General features: G+C 64.5%; 19 protein-coding genes. 6 read left to right on the forward strand and 13 right to left on the reverse strand.

Annotated elements, in window-relative coordinates; genetic code table 11:
* Window positions 1-8: 8 nt before the first annotated feature.
* From HNO53_RS01500 to HNO53_RS01520, 5 genes are all read right to left on the reverse strand, one after another.
* Window positions 9-899 carry a metal ABC transporter permease gene (locus HNO53_RS01500; protein ID WP_209475657.1) on the reverse strand — a complete coding sequence of 297 codons (891 nt, stop codon included), beginning with the start codon at window positions 897-899 and terminating at the stop codon, window positions 9-11.
* The gene (locus HNO53_RS01505; protein WP_209475659.1) at window positions 896-1,630 is read right to left on the reverse strand and encodes a metal ABC transporter ATP-binding protein; all 735 of its coding nucleotides are present in this window, start codon (window positions 1,628-1,630) and stop codon (window positions 896-898) included. The genes HNO53_RS01500 and HNO53_RS01505 overlap by 4 nt, the downstream gene beginning before the upstream one ends.
* Entirely contained in the window at window positions 1,630-1,779 is a 150-nt protein-coding gene (locus HNO53_RS01510; protein ID WP_162832591.1) for a hypothetical protein, read from the reverse strand. The genes HNO53_RS01505 and HNO53_RS01510 overlap by 1 nt, the downstream gene beginning before the upstream one ends.
* 148 nt (window positions 1,780-1,927) lie before the next feature.
* A complete protein-coding gene (locus HNO53_RS01515) occupies window positions 1,928-2,827 on the reverse strand; it encodes a metal ABC transporter permease (RefSeq protein ID WP_209475661.1) in 900 nt (299 codons plus the stop codon).
* A gap of 119 nt (window positions 2,828-2,946) precedes the next feature.
* Window positions 2,947-3,612 carry a hypothetical protein gene (locus tag HNO53_RS01520; protein ID WP_209475663.1) on the reverse strand — a complete coding sequence of 222 codons (666 nt, stop codon included), beginning with the start codon at window positions 3,610-3,612 and terminating at the stop codon, window positions 2,947-2,949.
* A gap of 100 nt (window positions 3,613-3,712) precedes the next feature.
* On the opposite strand from HNO53_RS01520, the gene HNO53_RS01525 reads away from it, so the two are divergent.
* Entirely contained in the window at window positions 3,713-4,198 is a 486-nt protein-coding gene (locus HNO53_RS01525; RefSeq protein WP_209475665.1) for a TspO/MBR family protein, read from the forward strand.
* 74 nt (window positions 4,199-4,272) lie between these two features.
* A complete protein-coding gene (locus tag HNO53_RS01530) occupies window positions 4,273-4,869 on the forward strand; it encodes a malonic semialdehyde reductase (protein ID WP_209475667.1) in 597 nt (198 codons plus the stop codon).
* A gap of 29 nt (window positions 4,870-4,898) precedes the next feature.
* Here the strand turns inward: HNO53_RS01530 and HNO53_RS01535 are convergent, their stop codons facing one another.
* From HNO53_RS01535 to HNO53_RS01545, 3 genes are all read right to left on the reverse strand, one after another.
* The gene (locus tag HNO53_RS01535) at window positions 4,899-5,246 is read right to left on the reverse strand and encodes an aldo/keto reductase (RefSeq protein ID WP_338034797.1); all 348 of its coding nucleotides are present in this window, start codon (window positions 5,244-5,246) and stop codon (window positions 4,899-4,901) included.
* A 128-nt stretch (window positions 5,247-5,374) separates the two neighbouring features.
* Entirely contained in the window at window positions 5,375-5,791 is a 417-nt protein-coding gene (locus tag HNO53_RS01540; RefSeq protein ID WP_209475669.1) for a cupin domain-containing protein, read from the reverse strand.
* A 393-nt stretch (window positions 5,792-6,184) separates the two neighbouring features.
* Window positions 6,185-7,186, reverse strand: a complete 1,002-nt coding sequence (locus HNO53_RS01545; protein ID WP_242597513.1) for an aldo/keto reductase — start codon at window positions 7,184-7,186, stop codon at window positions 6,185-6,187.
* Window positions 7,187-7,362: 176 nt separating this feature from the next.
* On the opposite strand from HNO53_RS01545, the gene HNO53_RS01550 reads away from it, so the two are divergent.
* Window positions 7,363-7,884 carry a cytochrome b gene (locus tag HNO53_RS01550; protein WP_209475671.1) on the forward strand — a complete coding sequence of 174 codons (522 nt, stop codon included), beginning with the start codon at window positions 7,363-7,365 and terminating at the stop codon, window positions 7,882-7,884.
* 61 nt (window positions 7,885-7,945) lie between these two features.
* On the opposite strand, the gene HNO53_RS01555 is transcribed toward HNO53_RS01550, so the two are convergent.
* Window positions 7,946-8,368 (reverse strand): DUF6746 family protein, encoded by a 423-nt coding sequence (locus HNO53_RS01555; protein ID WP_209475673.1) that lies wholly within the window; start codon window positions 8,366-8,368, stop codon window positions 7,946-7,948.
* A gap of 158 nt (window positions 8,369-8,526) precedes the next feature.
* On the opposite strand from HNO53_RS01555, the gene HNO53_RS01560 reads away from it, so the two are divergent.
* Entirely contained in the window at window positions 8,527-9,117 is a 591-nt protein-coding gene (locus tag HNO53_RS01560; RefSeq protein ID WP_209475675.1) for a DUF4202 domain-containing protein, read from the forward strand.
* Between the two features lie 51 nt (window positions 9,118-9,168).
* Here the strand turns inward: HNO53_RS01560 and HNO53_RS01565 are convergent, their stop codons facing one another.
* Window positions 9,169-9,540 (reverse strand): DUF6746 family protein, encoded by a 372-nt coding sequence (locus HNO53_RS01565; protein WP_209475677.1) that lies wholly within the window; start codon window positions 9,538-9,540, stop codon window positions 9,169-9,171.
* Between the two features lie 187 nt (window positions 9,541-9,727).
* On the opposite strand from HNO53_RS01565, the gene HNO53_RS01570 reads away from it, so the two are divergent.
* A complete protein-coding gene (locus HNO53_RS01570; protein WP_209475679.1) occupies window positions 9,728-9,976 on the forward strand; it encodes a hypothetical protein in 249 nt (82 codons plus the stop codon).
* 14 nt (window positions 9,977-9,990) lie between these two features.
* Here the strand turns inward: HNO53_RS01570 and HNO53_RS01575 are convergent, their stop codons facing one another.
* The gene (locus tag HNO53_RS01575) at window positions 9,991-11,076 is read right to left on the reverse strand and encodes a C45 family autoproteolytic acyltransferase/hydrolase (protein ID WP_209475681.1); all 1,086 of its coding nucleotides are present in this window, start codon (window positions 11,074-11,076) and stop codon (window positions 9,991-9,993) included.
* Window positions 11,077-11,408: 332 nt separating this feature from the next.
* On the opposite strand from HNO53_RS01575, the gene HNO53_RS01580 reads away from it, so the two are divergent.
* On the forward strand, window positions 11,409-12,593 hold the full coding sequence (locus tag HNO53_RS01580; protein ID WP_242597514.1) for an ABC transporter substrate-binding protein: 1,185 nt from the start codon (window positions 11,409-11,411) through the stop codon (window positions 12,591-12,593).
* Between the two features lie 180 nt (window positions 12,594-12,773).
* On the opposite strand, the gene HNO53_RS01585 is transcribed toward HNO53_RS01580, so the two are convergent.
* Window positions 12,774-14,087 (reverse strand): branched-chain amino acid ABC transporter permease, encoded by a 1,314-nt coding sequence (locus HNO53_RS01585; RefSeq protein ID WP_209475684.1) that lies wholly within the window; start codon window positions 14,085-14,087, stop codon window positions 12,774-12,776.
* Window positions 14,087-15,094 (reverse strand): branched-chain amino acid ABC transporter permease, encoded by a 1,008-nt coding sequence (locus HNO53_RS01590; protein ID WP_209475686.1) that lies wholly within the window; start codon window positions 15,092-15,094, stop codon window positions 14,087-14,089. Before HNO53_RS01590 ends, HNO53_RS01585 begins: the two co-directional genes overlap by 1 nt.
* Between the last annotated feature and the right edge of the window lie 5 nt (window positions 15,095-15,099).

Consider the following 15,099-nt stretch of genomic DNA (forward strand, 5'->3'; position numbering starts at 1 on the left):
GTGCAAGTTCAGTGAGATTCGGGCGCGCCGAGCGGTATGGCATGACGCTGCAGCTTCGCCCTCAGGCTGTGGTAACGGCCGAGCAGGGCGGAGAGCACGTAGCCCACACCCGCCAGCAGGATGATCGCCGGCCCCGAAGGCACGCTGAGATGGTACGAGAGCAGCAGGCCGCCGAGGCTGGCGAAAGCAGCCAGCAGGACGGCAATGGTGATCAGACCCTCCAGGCGCTTGCTCCAGAAGCGCGCCGTGGTGGCCGGTAGCATCATCAGCCCCACGGCCATCAAGGTGCCCAGGGTCTGGAAGCCGGCGGTGAGGTTGAGCACCACCAGGCCGAGGAAGACGCCATGCACCAGGCTGCCCTGCATGCCCTGGCCGCGCAGGAACAGCGGGTCGAGGCACTCCACCACCAGGGCGCGGAAGATCAGCGCCAGGGTGATCACGATCACGCTGCTGATCGACGCGATCAGCAGCAGCGCGGTGGAGTTCACCGCCAGGATCGAGCCGAACAGCACATGGGTCAGGTCGACGCTGCTGCCTCCCAGCGAGACCAGCATGACGCCCGCCGCCAGCGAAATCAGGAAGAAGCTGGCCATGGCCGAGTCCTCCCGATGACCGGTCATCTGCGACACGCTACCCGCCAGTACCGCGATCAGCAGCCCCGACAGCACGCCACCCAGGCTCATGATCGGCAGCGAAAAGCCCGCCAGCAAAAAGCCCAGCGCCACGCCGGGCAGAATGGCATGGGCCATGGCATCGCCGATCAGGCTCATGCCGCGCAGCATCAGGAAGACGCCCATGGGCGGGGCCGCCAGCGACAGGGCCAGACCGGCCACCGCCGCGCGGCGCATGAAACCGTAGTCGAAGGGGGCGACCAGCCACTCGTGAAGCAGCTCCATCATGCGTCGACCCCCGGGATGCCCAGTGCGAAACGTGCCGTATCGACGGCGCTGGGGTGGCTCTGGACGATGGCCTGGGCGGTGGTCCAGCGGGCATGGCCACCCGCCAGCACCACGACCTCTTCGGCCAGGCGAGCCAACTGCTCCATGTCGTGCAGTACCACGATGATGGTGGCGCCTTCGGCGGCCATGTCGCGCAGTACCGTCATCAGCACCTCGACGGTTTCCGCATCGACGTTGGCGAAGGGCTCGTCGAGCAGTAGCAGTTCGGCTTCCTGCATCAGGGTGCGGCCGATCAGCGCGCGCTGGCGCTGGCCGCCGGAAAGCTCGCCCAGCGGGCGGTGGGCCAGGTGCGAGATGCCCAGGCGCGCCATCACCTCGCGGCCGCGCCGGTAATGGCGCGCGCAGTAGCCGGTGAGCGCGCCGTGGCTCGGCCAGCTGCCGGTCATCACCAGTTCTTCCACGCTCATGGGGAAGGTGAGATCGAGTGCCAGCTGCTGGGGCAGCCAGGCGCGCCGCTCCTTGGGTACGGTGCAGCGCACTTCGCCTTTCACCGGCCGCAGCATGCCCATGATGCCCTGGATCAGGGTGCTCTTGCCGGCGCCGTTGGCGCCGACCAGGGCGGTGATCGCACCGTCGCGAAAGCGCCCGCTGACGTGTTCGAGCACGGTACGGTTGGCCTGGGCCAGCTGCAGGTCGTGAAGCTCCAGGCGAGAAGGTTGTGCCTCGGCCATCAGCCCCACCAACCTGCCGCCCAGGAGACGGCGAGCCAGAGCACGCCCAGCGGTGCGGCGGCCAACAGCAGGCGACGCGTAGCGGAGAGCGACATCAACGAAAAATGGCATGGCCCCTCAGGGCGATGCCGATGCGTGCGGTGTGCCATCAGAGGCCCTCGCAAAACCAATTAAGATATAACATAACAAGTCGATCGGCAAAGTGGGAGTCGTGAATGCGACATGTGAGACACGTGGTGACGGCCATCACCGGATCCAAGGGCCGCAGTATCCTGGTTTCATCGCAAAAGGGAACCATCAGCGTAACTGCCCGGCATGTCGCGACGCCATGACACGCTTCGGCCGAAGGGAGCCCGTTTTCAGCCCCCGGTAAGGGCCCAGTACGACCGACACGCAATACCCCAGCCCCGCCAGCAGGATAATCGAAGGGCCGGAAGGCAGGCCAGCATGGTAGGAAACCAGTAGCCCCGTCACGCTGGAAGCCAGGGCGATGCCGATGGCAATGGCGATCATGCCCTCGAGCCGCTGGCTCCAGTAGCGCGCCGCCGCGGCGGGCAGCAGCATCAACCCGGCCGCCATCAGCGTGCCCAGCGTTTGAAACCCCATCACCAGGCTGACCACCACCAGGACCATGAACAGGGCGTGCGTCCAGCCGGCATGACGCCCCTGCAGGGTCAGGAACAGCAGGTCGAGGCACTCGACTACCAAGGCGCGAAAGGAGATGGCCAAGCCGACCAGGATGGTGCTGCTGCCCAGCGCCACCAGCCCCAAGGTGCGGCCGTCCACCGCCAATATGCTGCCGAACAGGATATGGCCGAGATCCAGGGCGTTGCCCGAGAGGCTGACGATGGTCACCCCGCCGGCCATGGCAATCAGGAACAGGCTGGCCATGGCGGCGTCCTCCTTGAGACCGCTGAACTGCGTTACGCCACCGGCAAGCGACACGGTGATCAACCCCGCCAACACGCCTCCGAGCATCATCAATGGCAGGGAGAAGCCGGCCAGCATGAAGGCAATGGCAACGCCCGGCATGATGGCGTGCGACAGCGCCTCGCCCATCAGGCTCATGCCACGCAGCGACAGCAGAACGCCGAGAATCGGCGCCGTGAGCGAGAGCGCCAGGCAGGCCGCCAGGGCGCGGCGCATGAAGACATAGTCGAAAGGTGACGTGAGCCACCAGAGCAGTGAGTCGAGCATGGCGAAGTGTCAGGTCGTGATGTGAGATATGTTATATCATAACAAATCTTGCCAGGCCAAGCGGCCTCTTCCCAGTGCCAGTGTCAGGCGCGTTGCGTCGTACCGCTAAGCCGTACCTCTCAGTAGCGCAGCGCCACGCCGACCTGGTTCGGGCTTACCAGGAAGGCGTACTCGCCCTCGAGATGAATGTCGCCCAGCGACACCCGTGCCGGCTTGAAGCGATTGATGGCCACTGAGGCCTGGCGCGGCTGGGTCTGCAGCTGCAGCTCGCTGATCAGCATGCCGGTCGCGAAGTTGATCGCCCCGTCACGCTCGCGGCCGTCACCCACGGCGATCAACAACCCGGATGCGGCATTGATCGCCAGCGAGCCCAGGCGTGCCTCCAGGCTGCGGCGTTGGCGTTCCTCCTCGGCCACTTCATGCAGCAACCGGCGAGCGCTCTCGATATCGCCATCGCCTTCGCGCAGCTCGCGGTAGGCGGCCGGGTGCGGCTGGCGATCCATCAGCGTGCCGGCCAACGCCAGTGCCGACTTCACCACGCCTACTCGGGCATCGTAACGGTCGTCGCGGTCGTCCGCCTCGCTGGCCTGATAGGTATTGAACGCCAATGAAGTGGCATAGACCCCGGCCCAGCCGTACCGCCACAGGTTGGCCTGGCTCTCGCCGCGGGCCAGGGCGTCCTCGTAGGCCTGGTATTCGCGCTCGCTGGATTGCGCCAGGGCCAGGGGAGAGACGAGGAGCATCAGGGCAGCGCACACGAACGGCAGGAAACGGCAGCGGGGCATGAGGAGTTCCTTGTCAGGCAATGAAGGTATGCCTTATGAAAGTAGCATTTGCCGAAGCGGCATCCCACACTGGCGGCACCGAGACACCAAGGAGTTGATCATGGTTGGCGCCCCCGTCGCCTCCCGCCACTCGATGGCTATCCTGTCCGGCTGGCTGCTGCTGGTCGCCCTCGTGGCGATGGTCGGGGCCTTCACGCCCCCCGGCGCCTGGTACGCCGAACTCGACAAGCCGCCGCTCACCCCGCCCGACTGGCTGTTCCCGGTGGCCTGGACGACGCTCTACCTGATGATGGCCGTGGCCGCTTGGCGGGTCACGCTGCGGGTGCCGGCGGCCGAGCGCGTCGCGGTGCTGTGGCCGTTCGTCGCCCAGCTTGCGGCCAACGGGCTGTGGTCGATCTTGTTCTTCGGCATGCATTGGATCTTCGTCGCTCTGGCCGACCTGCTGCTGCTGTGGGGCCTCATCGTGCTGACGATCAGCCGCTTCGCCCGCGTTTCGCCAGTGGCCGCCTGGCTGCTTACGCCCTACCTGGCATGGGTCAGCTTCGCGGGCTACCTCAATGCCGGCATCGGGTGGCTGAACGGCTAGCGTTGGGGCGGCCGGCCGTGACGGGCCACCGGCAAAGGCGTAGAGTCTAAGAATACCGCGACCTGGAGATTTCCATGCCTCGTCAGCCACTTGACGACACCGCGCTCGACACCGTCTTCCGCCAAGCGCGGACCCACTACGGCTTCCGGCCGGAGCCCGTCGACGAGGCCACCCTGCGCCAGCTCTACGACCTGCTGAAGTGGGGGCCGACCTCGATGAACAGTCAGCCGGCTCGCTACGTCTTCGTGATGAGCGAAGAGGGCAAGTCGCGCCTGCTGCCGGCGCTCTCCGAAGCCAACCGCGACAAGGCCCACGAAGCCCCGGTCACCGTCATCATGGCCGTCGATACGCGCTTCTACGAACACATGCCCAAGGTGTTTCCCAGCTCGCCCAACGCCCGCGAACGCTTTGCCGAGAACCCGGAAACGACCAGCGATACCGCTTGGCGCAACGGTACCCTGCAGGGCGCCTACCTCATCATCGCCGCCCGCATGCTGGGGCTCGACGCCGGCCCCATGAGCGGCTTCGACAACGCCATGGTCGACGAGGAGTTCTTCCCCGACGGCCGCTACAAGAGCAACTTCCTGGTCAACCTCGGCACGGGCGACCCCGAGAGCCAGCGGCCAAGGGGGCCGAGGCTGGCGTTTGAAGAGGTGGCGGAGGTGGTGTGACCCCTACCCCCAAACTCCTCCGTATCGATCTAGGCCTGCAGCGCTTCGCTGTAGCGGGCGCCGGCTACCTGGTCCGGTGTCAGCAGCGCATTCAGCCGCTCGAGGGTAGCGGCATCCAGGCGCGGGTCTTCGGCGGCGAGGTTTTTGCGCATGTGCGCGATGAAGCGGCTGCCGGGGATGGGAATCACGTCGCCGCCCTGGGCCTTGAGCCAGGCGAGGGCGAGTTGGCCAGTAGTCACGCCCTGGTTGCCGGCGATGGCCTGGAGCTTTTCCAGTTCGCGCAGGTTGTGCGGCAGGTTCAGGGTGCTGAAGCGCGGCAAGCCGCGGCGCACGTCGTTTTCTGCAAGCTGGGCGGTATCCGTTACGGCGCTGGTCAAGAATGCCGCGACCTAGTGGGTTGAAGGCGACCTGTCGCGGCCCGCACGGGTTACGCAGCTCAAGCTCCGTGGCTGTCGGATTTCGGAAAAATACGCCCCCTCTTTTCCTGCCTTACATATGTCAGATATTACCTTGTCTCGGCTGGCATTGAAGCCGAGTTATCGAGTGGAATCGTTGTGTCAGCACCAGCCTCCTTGACAAAAAAAACCAGGAATTTTGCCGGTTCGGTATCGCTCGCATTTCTGGATAAAGTATGAATGTCCGTAGGTGACTCATAAAAGGTATGTCCAGCTTCTAACGTAACTACATCACCACCCTCCACCTGCATTTCTACCTTTCCGTTCAGTACATAAACGAAAACATGGGCATTATGACGGTGTGGTGCTGACATGCCTCCGGGCTCGTATTGCACAGTCAGCATCTTGACTTGGGGAGAGTCGGGCAAGCTAACGAGTGCTTCAGACATGAGAGGGGTTATTTCCGCTCCCATGGCGGCTCCGGCACTGCAGAAAAGTAAAACTGCCAATGGTTTAGTCATTTTCATATTGTTTCTCTCGGTCGTTGTGGATAAGGAAAGCCATTGCTGTCGTGGTGCGGCTTAGTAGATGGCAACGATGAGGGTTGCAGGGAGAACATTACTGACGGCGAGAGGAGTAGAATTGTATATTTTCGTCAGATAAGTGCGCTGCACTTTGGCTACGGTAGTCGGTCAGCGAAAGCGGCGGGCCCGGCCACGGTTGTCAGGTGTTAAGGTGTTGGGCTGAGCGATGTCCAGGCAGCTCAGAAAACAGCAAGACCAAGGCCGGGAATGTTCAGGCGTGAGCTGCCGCATGGGCAGCTCGGAAAAGGAGATGAGCCAGCAACCAAGGCGCCGGCGCGTGTGCACACAGGCAGCTAAAAACCTATGGAGTGGCGGAACCAATATGGCGAGCCGCCCCTATCCCCCAAACTCCTCCGTATCGATCTCGGCCTGTAGCGCTTCGCTGTAGCGGGCGCCGGCTACCTGGTCCGGTGTCAGAAGTGCGCTCAGCCGCTCAATGGTGGCGGCATCCAGGCGCAGGTCTTCGGCGGCGAGATTTTCGCGCATGTGCGCGATGGAGCGGCTGCCGGGGATGGGTATGACGTCGTCGCCCTGGGCCTTGAGCCAGGCGAGGGCGAGCTGGCCGGTGGTCATGTTCTGTTCGCTGGCAATGGCCTGTAGCTTTCCCAGTTGGCGCAGGTTGTGCGACAGGTTCTCGGTGCTGAAACGCGGCATGCCGCGGCGCACGTCGTTCTCCGTGAGTTGCGTGGCCTCGGTAACGGCGCCGGCCAGGAAGCCGCGCCCCAGCGGGCTGAAGGCGACCAGGGCCGTGTCGGCTTCGCGGCAGGCGTCGATCAGGGCGATCTCGGGGTTGCGGGTCCACAGCGAGTATTCGGACTGCACCGCGGCGATGGGGTGCTCGGCCCGGGCGCGGCGCAGGGTGGCGGCAGACACTTCCGAGAGTCCGATGGCGCGAACCTTGCCCTCTTCCACCAGCCGTCCCAGCGCGCCGACGCTCTCCTCGATGGGCACGTTGCGGTCCAGCCGGTGCAGGTAGTAGAGGTCCAGATGGTCGGTTTGCAGGCGTTCGAGGCTTTCCTCGCACTGCCGGCGAATTGTCTCGGGGCGCCCGTCGATCACCTTCTTGCCCAGTGCAGGGTCCATGGCCATGCCGCATTTGCTGGCCAGCAGAATCTCGCTGCGCCTGTCGGCGAGTGCCTTGCCGACCACCCGTTCGTTGGCCGTGGCGCCGTAGAGGGTGGCGGTGTCGAAGTGTCGATAGCCCATCTCGAAGGCTTCATGCAGGGCGCGTAGCGCTTCGGCCTCGGGTACCGGGTTGCCGTAGCCGTGGGAGAGGTTCATGCAGCCCAGGCCGATGGTGGGCGAGGCCACTTCCTTGAAGCGAGAGAAGAAGGTCATGCAGGCTCCGGGTCAGGGGAAGGGGGCTATTATCATGCCGAGCGAGGCGCTTGGCTCGCAAGGCAGAACGCCGGGCATCGGTATGCACACTGGGTTCACACGGCTTCCTCAATCCGCCGCTACGGTTGGAGCACCAAGCGTAGCGAAGCCGTTGGTGGCCAAGGAGAGAAACCGATATGAACGCTGTCGAGGTTACCCATTACGGGCGTGTGAGCCGTTATCTGCACTGGGGCATGGCGCTGCTGTTCGTCTGGCAGTTCCTGACAACGAGCGTGCGGGTGCTGATGAGCGACACGGCGCTGGATGAGCTGCTGTGGGCAACCCACAAACCGACGGGCCTTCTGCTGCTAGTGCTGGTGGTGTTGCGGATGGGCTGGGCGTTGGTGAGCCGGGCAAGCCGGCCAGCTGCGCTGAATGCAGCGGCTCGCCTGGGGCACCTGGCCCTGTATGGCCTAATGCTGCTGGTGCCGTCGCTGGCGCTGCTGCGTCAGTACGGTTCGGGGCGCACCTTCGAGCCCTTCGGTATTCCGCTGATGCCAGGCTTCGAGGGCGAAATAGAGTGGATGGTGGCCCTGGGCAGCCTGTTCCATGGTGTGCTGGGCTGGGTTCTGCTGGCGCTGATCGTGGGCCATGTGGCGATGGTGATGTGGCATCGGCGCCAGGGGCAGGACGTGCTGGGTCGCATGCTGGTGCGCTAACTCGCGGCCCCGGCGGTCGTGGCCGCCGGGTCCCCGCGTGCCTGCCGGGTGCCGGCCAGCCTTACTGCATCAGCGTCCTGACCCGGTCCAGGTACTCCCTGCTGCTCTCGCGAATGCCTTCCTGCCCCTGGCTGTCGGCGCTGGCGCGCACTTCGCGCACTCGCTCACGCATGGTGCCGACCTCTTCCTCGACCTTCACCAGGGCGTTCTCGATGTCTTCGGTAAGCTGCTGGATGATGGCCAGGTCGCCGTCGGTGAGGGTTTCCTTTTGCATCAGCACGTCGAGCAGATCGTTGCGCAGCTCGAGGGCGTCCACGGCCTGCTGCAGGGTCTCGATGTCCTGACCCTGGGTCTGTTCGAGCTCCTGCATGAGTTCCGACTCGATCATGTCGTCGTCCGCATCGACGCTGAGGTCCTGTTCCTCGGCGTGGGCGAAGCCGATCGTGAGCATGGCGAGAAGGGGGATCAGGACGCTACGTCTCATGGCGATACCTCTTTTGGTTAGATAGGCATACTCTTAAGTTAGTTGGAATTCAGTGAGTTACAAGTTGATTGCCTGGAGGAGGCCAAGAAGAGTTGTGTTGTCGGCGTCGCGCCCGAATGCGGTATGCTGTGGCAATAACGACTTGCAAGGACATTCCTATGCCAGATCAAACACCGTTTCAGCGTGCCATCGCCGAACTCGATGCCTTGCACGCCGAGGATCCGCGGCGGGTCGACGTCGAAGGTGAAAGCCTGCCCCTGGAGCTGTGGCATGCGGGGCGCATGAGCGCCTGGCTGGAGCGGGTGGTGGAAGCGCCTGGCGAGCTGGTGCAGATCGCGGTGCGCTCGCAGCATCTGCAACGCTGGGAGGTGCCGCGCAACGATTACCCGGAAGGGCGCGTGGGCTATCTCACCTGGCGCCGCGACCAGGGCAAGCGGGCCGGCGAGACCACGGCGCGGGTGATGGAGGCGGCGGGGTATTCGCCGCAGGACGCCGCCGAGGTCTCCCGCATGATTCGCAAGCAGGGCTTGGGCCGCGATCCGGGCACGCAGGCGGTGGAGGACTGCGCTTGCCTGGTGTTCCTCGAGAACTATTTCGCCGACTTCTCCAAGCAGGTGGAGCACGACCACCTGGTGCGTATCGTGCAGATGACCTGGAAGAAGATGTCGCCGCGTGCCCATGAGCTGGCGTTGACGCTGCCCATGAGCGACGAGGCGCGAGGCGTGGTGGAGGAGGCTCTGGCCGGATAACCGTACCGCGGCGCCATGGTGCCGCGGCGGGGCGGGTCCAGCCAGATCAGCTCAGGGCACCAGCGTCTGGGCCGCTTCCAGGTAGTCGCTACCGTGGTTTTGCACGCGCTCGAATTCACCGGTTTCTGAGCCCAGGTGAACCTCTTCGAGGTTGACCGCCATGGTCTCCACCTCGGCATCGATCTTCTGCAGCGCATTCTCCAGCGTGTAGGAGAGTTCGTGAATGGTGCCGAGGTCCTCCATGCTGAGTTCTTCCTGGGCAAGCAGCTCGGCCAGCTGCTGGTTGGTTTCGGAGAAGTTGGCCACCGCCTGGCTCAGGGTCTCGGAAGGCTCGCCTTCGAAGTGCTCGGTGGGGGAGCTGGCTTGAGCGGTGGCTGCGATCATCAGGCCGGACAGCAGGGTGGGCAGCAGCAGTTTCTTCATGGTTCGTCTCCGTGTTTAATGAGAATGGTATGCGTTATCTTGTGTACCACTCTCGCCTGCCGCAAGCAAGCCGCCACGGAAACGAGAACGATTTTTCTTCATGGTATTTGACAGAGGTCAGCCGGCCATCTAGATTCATCTCAATTAATGATAATCGTTATCATTAATTGAGCGAACGGAGGTCGCCATGTCGTACCGCACTCATACCGCCATCCGCGGCGTCACCCCGCCCCTGCAGATCTGCGATGCCACCCCGGGCTCGGTGCGCCTGGCCCGTGAGTATCCGCGCCAGGACACCAGCCTCTCCCAGGAGGAGTGGGAGTTGCTTCAACTCTATCGGGAAGAGGCCCGGCACGATCTGTTCCGGCGTTCGTTCCTGCTCGTCTCCGAGCGCTATCTGAAAGGCGAACTGCCCGCGACTAACCCGGCTCCCTGAGCGGGTGGTGTGTGTCAGCTCAGGCTGATGCTCAGGCTGTCGTCGCTCTCGCAGGGCTTGCCGTGGCGCAGGGTCAGGCGCCGTTCGCTGAGGTTCATCACCACCGAGAACAGGGTTTCCATGCGCTCCTCGGCGGGCTGGTCGGGGTTGAAGTGGCGGCAGATCGACAGCGGTGTGCCCTGATGATCGCTGAGGATGTCGAACAACCTGGCCTCGTCGATGTCGGCGTCCGGCGGCAGTTCGTCATGCAGCAGCGTATCGAGGCGACACAGGCGCGGCCGGGAGTCGGTGCGGGGAAAGTCCTGCACCGGGCAGGGGGTGTCCTCGGCGTAGAGGTGGTTGGTATGCGTGACGATACCGTTGCGCGGCTCGATGCGCCCCGGCTCGCCGGGTTGTACCTCGAGGCCGACGGCCTGGCCCCCCTCGTTGCCGAGCTGAGCGCTGGCGAGCAGGAAGTGGGCAGGCGAGCAGACCCGGTCGTGAGTGGCCACGGCGAGCGCGCTCGGCATGTCGTCGCACTCGAGAATCTTGCGCAGGGCAATGTGGATCGGCAGGCCTACGCCGCAGGTCTGTGAGCGAATGGCATTGAGGCAGACGCCGATGCCGCGGTCGTTCAGGCCTACCTTGCCGACCATGCCGGCCTCGCCGATGCTCACCAGGGCGGGGCGCCCATCGCCCCGGATGTGCAGGGCGACCACGTTGTCGAGCTGATCGTGGCGCCAGTCCCAGTTCTGCGCCAGCCATTGCGTTCCGTGGCGCTGCAGCGAGAAGGCCGAACAGCCGCCGCTGGCCTGTGTCAGGGCGATCTCGCTGCGGCAGTTGAGCGTCAGGATGTCGATGAAATCGACATCCGCGCCCCAGGCGATGCCGTTCATCTCCTCGAGTATTTCAGGAAAGCCCTGCGCGATCTGGGCCTCGAAGTGGCAGGCGCGGTCGCGGGCGTCTTCCCAGCGAATCCCCACGAAATCCTGGAACAGCTGTCCGTACACCTCGATGCCGCGCTTGATCAGGTGGCGGTGGATGCGGCCGTGCTCCGCACCGACCTCGTGATGGCTTCCCGTGAGTTCGGTCACGGACAAGGGGCTCGCCGGCAGGGTCATGGCATCTCCTTGAGTAGGGCAGGGGAGACAGGGTACATGCGGGGCTCCTGTGATTGGGCATTGCGCGCTTCAGTATAGGTGATGGCTGGCAAGCCTGGCCGACAGCGTTGAACGTGCAGCCTCTCGTCGTGTCGGGTTTTCCATCGCTGATAAGGGCTTGGCGCTGTGCCGTCAGGATCAAACGTTGGTATGGGGGGCTTGTGTTTTGCCGTCGGGGCTTCCAGATTAAAGGGGTGTCGTTCATTCGTAACCAGACGTAAATCACCACACCTCGATCACCCATACCTCAATCATCAGAGTGAGAAGAACAAATGAAGAAGAGTGTTTTGGCGATGGCAGTTGCGGCCTCCAGTGTGGCATTCGCTGCGGCGGCACAAGCGGAGGTCAAGATCGGTTTCATCGGCGGTTTCACCGGCCCGATCGAAAGCCTGACCCCGCCGATCTTCGACGGCGCGCGATTGGCAGTGGCCCAGATCAACGAACAGGGCGGCATCCTCGGCGGACAGGAACTGGCCATGCCCAATGCCGATACCACCTGTAGCGATGCCTCGGCGGCGTCCAACGCGGCGGACCGCATGGTCAATACCGAGAACGTCACCGCCATCGTCGGGGCGCTGTGTACCGGCGCGACCGTGGCTGCGGCCAACAGTGCGGCGATTCCCGGTGGCGTGGTGATGGTCTCGCCGGCCTCTACGGCGCCGGCGGTGACCGAGCTGGACGACAACGACCTGGTGTTCCGTACCGTGCCGTCTGACGCCTACCAGGGCCAGATCTTGGCCAAGCTGATGCTCGAGAAGGGCTTCGACGAAGTGGCGGTAACCTACGTCAACAACGATTACGGTCAGGGCCTGGCCGATGCCTTCACTACGGCCTTCGAGGACGGCGGTGGCACGGTGGCCGAGAATCTTGCGCATGAGGACGGTCGTGCCGATTACCGCTCCGAGCTGGGCTCGCTCTCTTCCAGCGGCGCCCAGACCCTGGTGGTGCTCGCCTATGCCGATGGCTCTGGCCAGACCATCCTGCGCCAGGCCTATGAGAGTGGCGCATTCACCCAGTACGCCGGTGCCGACGGCATGGTGGGGGATTCGCTGGTCGGTGCGGTGGGTGCGGATGCCCTCGAGGGCATGATCGCTACCCGCCCGGGCAGCCCCGAACTGCCGGGTACCGAGATCTTCAACCAGGCGGCCCAGGAGGCCGGTTTCGACCCCAGCGCGGTGTTCGCCGCCCAGGCCTACGACGCCGCCTTCCTGCTGGCGCTGGCCATCGAGCAGAACGGCAACGCCGAGCGAGAAGGCCTCTCCGAGGCGCTGCGTAGCGTTTCCTCTGCCCCCGGTGAAACGATCCTGCCCGGCGAGTGGGAGAAGGCAGTGGAGCTGATCGCGGCCGGCGAGGAGATCAACTACGAGGGTGCCTCCGGCAGGCACGAGTTCGACGACAGCGGCGACGTGCCGGGCGTGGTACTGGAAATGGCAGTGGAAGGGGGTTCCTTCGTCGGCAAGGGCCTGATCCAGGACTAATCCAGGCCTGAACTGAAGCGGAAAGTGCAATGGCCCCGGCGGGGATTCCCGCCGGGGCCTTTCATGTTCATGAGGCTTCTTTCGAAAAGTCGTCGAGCGAAGGCCAGGGCTAGGCCCGTTCCCTACGGGCCAACGCACTTCCCACATCCCTGTGGGTCGCAAGGCAAAAATCAGCCCTCTCTAACCGTGGTGTTTGACTTTCTCGGGCAACAACCCCTGCGGCGCGAAGCGCAGCACCAGGGTGATCAGCAGACCGATCACGAATACCCGGGCCTGCAGTGCACGGCTGTCGAGGTTGCCCGGCGGCTCCCAGCCGAACCAGCCCTCGCCGAGGGCGGCGGCCCCGTGCATCAGGAACAGCGCCAGGGGCTCGGACATCAGCCAGATGATGTAGACCGCCACGGCGCCGAAGATGGTGCCCAGGTTGTTGCCAGGCCCGCCCAGGATAACCATCACCAGCACCAGGAAGGTGTGATTGAGCGGCAGGAAGCCGTTCGGATCGAAGATACTGTTGAACGAGGCCAACGCGCCGCCGCCGATGCCCATCAGGATGCAGCCCAGCACGAAGATCTCCAGGCGGCGCTTGTTGATGTCCTTGCCCATTGCCGCGGCGGAGATCTCGTTGTCGCGGATGGCGCGGATCATGCGGCCCCAGGGGGCATGGTAGGCGCGGTGGAGCAGGAAGAAGATCGCCGCGATCATTACCGCCGTGAGCGAGAGGTACAGCGCCCGGGCCAGGGTGAAGCCCAGTTCGCTTGGGCCGGGGGTAGGCCAGGGCAGCGGCGAGACGGTGGCGGTACCGCGGGTCAGCCAGTCGGAGTTCTTGAGAAACGCCTTGATGATCTCGGCGATGCCGAGGGTAGCGATGGCCAGGTAGTCGCTGCGCAGACCCAGGCAGATATGACCGATGAAGTAGCCGATCACGCCGGCCAGTGCGCCACCGACGATCCAGCCGCTCCAGGCCGGCAGGCCCAGACCGCCGATGAAGCCGGCGCGGGATTCGATCTCGCCGGTGACCTCGCGCAGCACGCTGATTACCGTCAGGTAGAGCGCCACGGCCAGCACGATGGCGATCAAGGTGCGCAGCGTCTTCGGCACGCCGATGCGGTCGAGCTTGGTGGCACCATAGACGATCAAGACCGCGGCGGTCACGTAGAGCAGCGCCAGGCCCAGTTCGCCGGGTAGCTCGGTGCCCCAGAAGGCCTCGTTGACTGGCACGCTGAAGAACATGGTGGCGAAGGAGCCCAGGGCGACGAAGCCCATCACGCCGGCATTGAACTGGCCGGCATAGCCCCACTGGATGGTCAGCCCCAGGGCCAGGATGGCGTAGCAGGCCGCCTCCACCAGCATGCGCGTGCTGTAGGCGCTGCCCATCATGGCGTAAACGCCCAGGATCATCGCCAGCAGGGCGCCGAACAGGATGACTTCACGTAGCGGGAAGCGTGACGGCGCGGCGACGACGTCGTCGCGACGTTCGGTATGTTGCGTGTTCATCAGATCACCTTCCCCTTGAAGATGCCGGTGGGGCGCCACACCAGGATCGCCACCAGGATGAAGAAGGGCACCACGATCTTGTACTCGGTGCCGACGAAGGCGAGGTTGCCGGCCTGGGCCAGCCACTCGGGCAGGCTGTCGCGGAAGGGGCGCAACAATACCGCCCAGTTGAATACCGCCAGCGTCTCGGCGAAGCCGACCACGAAGCCCCCGGCGATGGCCCCGTAAGGGTGCCCCACGCCGCCGACGATGGCCGCGGCGAAGATCGGCAGCAGTAGGAAGAAGCTCAGGTCGGGCTTGAAGGTGACGTCGAGCGCCAGCAGGGTGCCGGCGATGGCGGCAAGCCCGCCGGCAATCACCCAGGTCACCGCCACGATGTGATTGGTGTTGATGCCCGAGGCCCGCGCCAGGTCGGGGTTGTCGGACATCGCCCGCATGGCCTTGCCCAGCCGCGTACGGTTGAGGAACAGGTGCAGCCCCACCACGCAGACGATGGTCAGCACGAACAGGATGATCTGCGGCTCGGTGACGATGACGGGGCGGGACGCCAACTCGAACGGCATCTCGAGGCGGTAGATCTCCTTGCGCTCACCGGCCAGGTAGAGGTTCTGGGCGCCGGTTCCCGAGAACAGGCGAATGAGCCCCTGCAGCATCAGGGTCACGCCGAGCGAGGCGATTACCATGACGATGGGCTTGACCCCGTGGGCGCGCAGCGGCTTGTAGAAGGTCTTGTCGATGCCCACCGCGAGCAGGGCGGTAAGCACGATGGCCAGCGGCAGCATGATGATGGGGGTGGGCAGGCCCACTACTGCACCCACGCCAGGGAAAGCCAGCGTCAGCAGCAGTACCATGAAGGTGCCGAAGGTCATCATGTCGGCGTGGGCGAAGTGGGCGAAGCGCATGATGCTGAAGATCAGCGTCACGCCGATGGCGCCGATGGCGTAGATCGAGCCGGACACGCTGCCGGCGACGATCACGTTGTTGATGAAGAAAACCAGTTCGTTCACGACTC

Origin of the sequence: Billgrantia antri (assembly GCF_017868935.1) — a bacterium.
In the GTDB taxonomy this organism is placed as follows: domain Bacteria; phylum Pseudomonadota; class Gammaproteobacteria; order Pseudomonadales; family Halomonadaceae; genus Halomonas; species Halomonas antri.

What these genes read in the sequence shown, in the direction of transcription:
- HNO53_RS01515 (WP_209475661.1), bottom strand. Translation starts at nt 2,827, where the DNA reads ATGCTCGACTCACTGCTCTGGTGGCTCACGTCACCTTTCGACTATGTC.
- HNO53_RS01555 (WP_209475673.1), bottom strand. Translation starts at nt 8,368, where the DNA reads ATGAGACGTAGCGTCCTGATCCCCCTTCTCGCCATGCTCACGATCGGC.
- HNO53_RS01575 (WP_209475681.1), bottom strand. Translation starts at nt 11,076, where the DNA reads ATGACCCTGCCGGCGAGCCCCTTGTCCGTGACCGAACTCACGGGAAGC.
- HNO53_RS01505 (WP_209475659.1), bottom strand. Translation starts at nt 1,630, where the DNA reads ATGGCCGAGGCACAACCTTCTCGCCTGGAGCTTCACGACCTGCAGCTG.
- HNO53_RS01565 (WP_209475677.1), bottom strand. Translation starts at nt 9,540, where the DNA reads ATGAAGAAACTGCTGCTGCCCACCCTGCTGTCCGGCCTGATGATCGCA.
- HNO53_RS01520 (WP_209475663.1), bottom strand. Translation starts at nt 3,612, where the DNA reads ATGCCCCGCTGCCGTTTCCTGCCGTTCGTGTGCGCTGCCCTGATGCTC.
- HNO53_RS01510 (WP_162832591.1), bottom strand. Translation starts at nt 1,779, where the DNA reads ATGGCACACCGCACGCATCGGCATCGCCCTGAGGGGCCATGCCATTTT.
- HNO53_RS01560 (WP_209475675.1), top strand. Translation starts at nt 8,527, where the DNA reads ATGCCAGATCAAACACCGTTTCAGCGTGCCATCGCCGAACTCGATGCC.
- HNO53_RS01530 (WP_209475667.1), top strand. Translation starts at nt 4,273, where the DNA reads ATGCCTCGTCAGCCACTTGACGACACCGCGCTCGACACCGTCTTCCGC.
- HNO53_RS01525 (WP_209475665.1), top strand. Translation starts at nt 3,713, where the DNA reads ATGGTTGGCGCCCCCGTCGCCTCCCGCCACTCGATGGCTATCCTGTCC.
- HNO53_RS01540 (WP_209475669.1), bottom strand. Translation starts at nt 5,791, where the DNA reads ATGAAAATGACTAAACCATTGGCAGTTTTACTTTTCTGCAGTGCCGGA.
- HNO53_RS01550 (WP_209475671.1), top strand. Translation starts at nt 7,363, where the DNA reads ATGAACGCTGTCGAGGTTACCCATTACGGGCGTGTGAGCCGTTATCTG.
- HNO53_RS01545 (WP_242597513.1), bottom strand. Translation starts at nt 7,186, where the DNA reads ATGACCTTCTTCTCTCGCTTCAAGGAAGTGGCCTCGCCCACCATCGGC.
- HNO53_RS01570 (WP_209475679.1), top strand. Translation starts at nt 9,728, where the DNA reads ATGTCGTACCGCACTCATACCGCCATCCGCGGCGTCACCCCGCCCCTG.
- HNO53_RS01500 (WP_209475657.1), bottom strand. Translation starts at nt 899, where the DNA reads ATGATGGAGCTGCTTCACGAGTGGCTGGTCGCCCCCTTCGACTACGGT.
- HNO53_RS01585 (WP_209475684.1), bottom strand. Translation starts at nt 14,087, where the DNA reads ATGAACACGCAACATACCGAACGTCGCGACGACGTCGTCGCCGCGCCG.
- HNO53_RS01580 (WP_242597514.1), top strand. Translation starts at nt 11,409, where the DNA reads ATGGCAGTTGCGGCCTCCAGTGTGGCATTCGCTGCGGCGGCACAAGCG.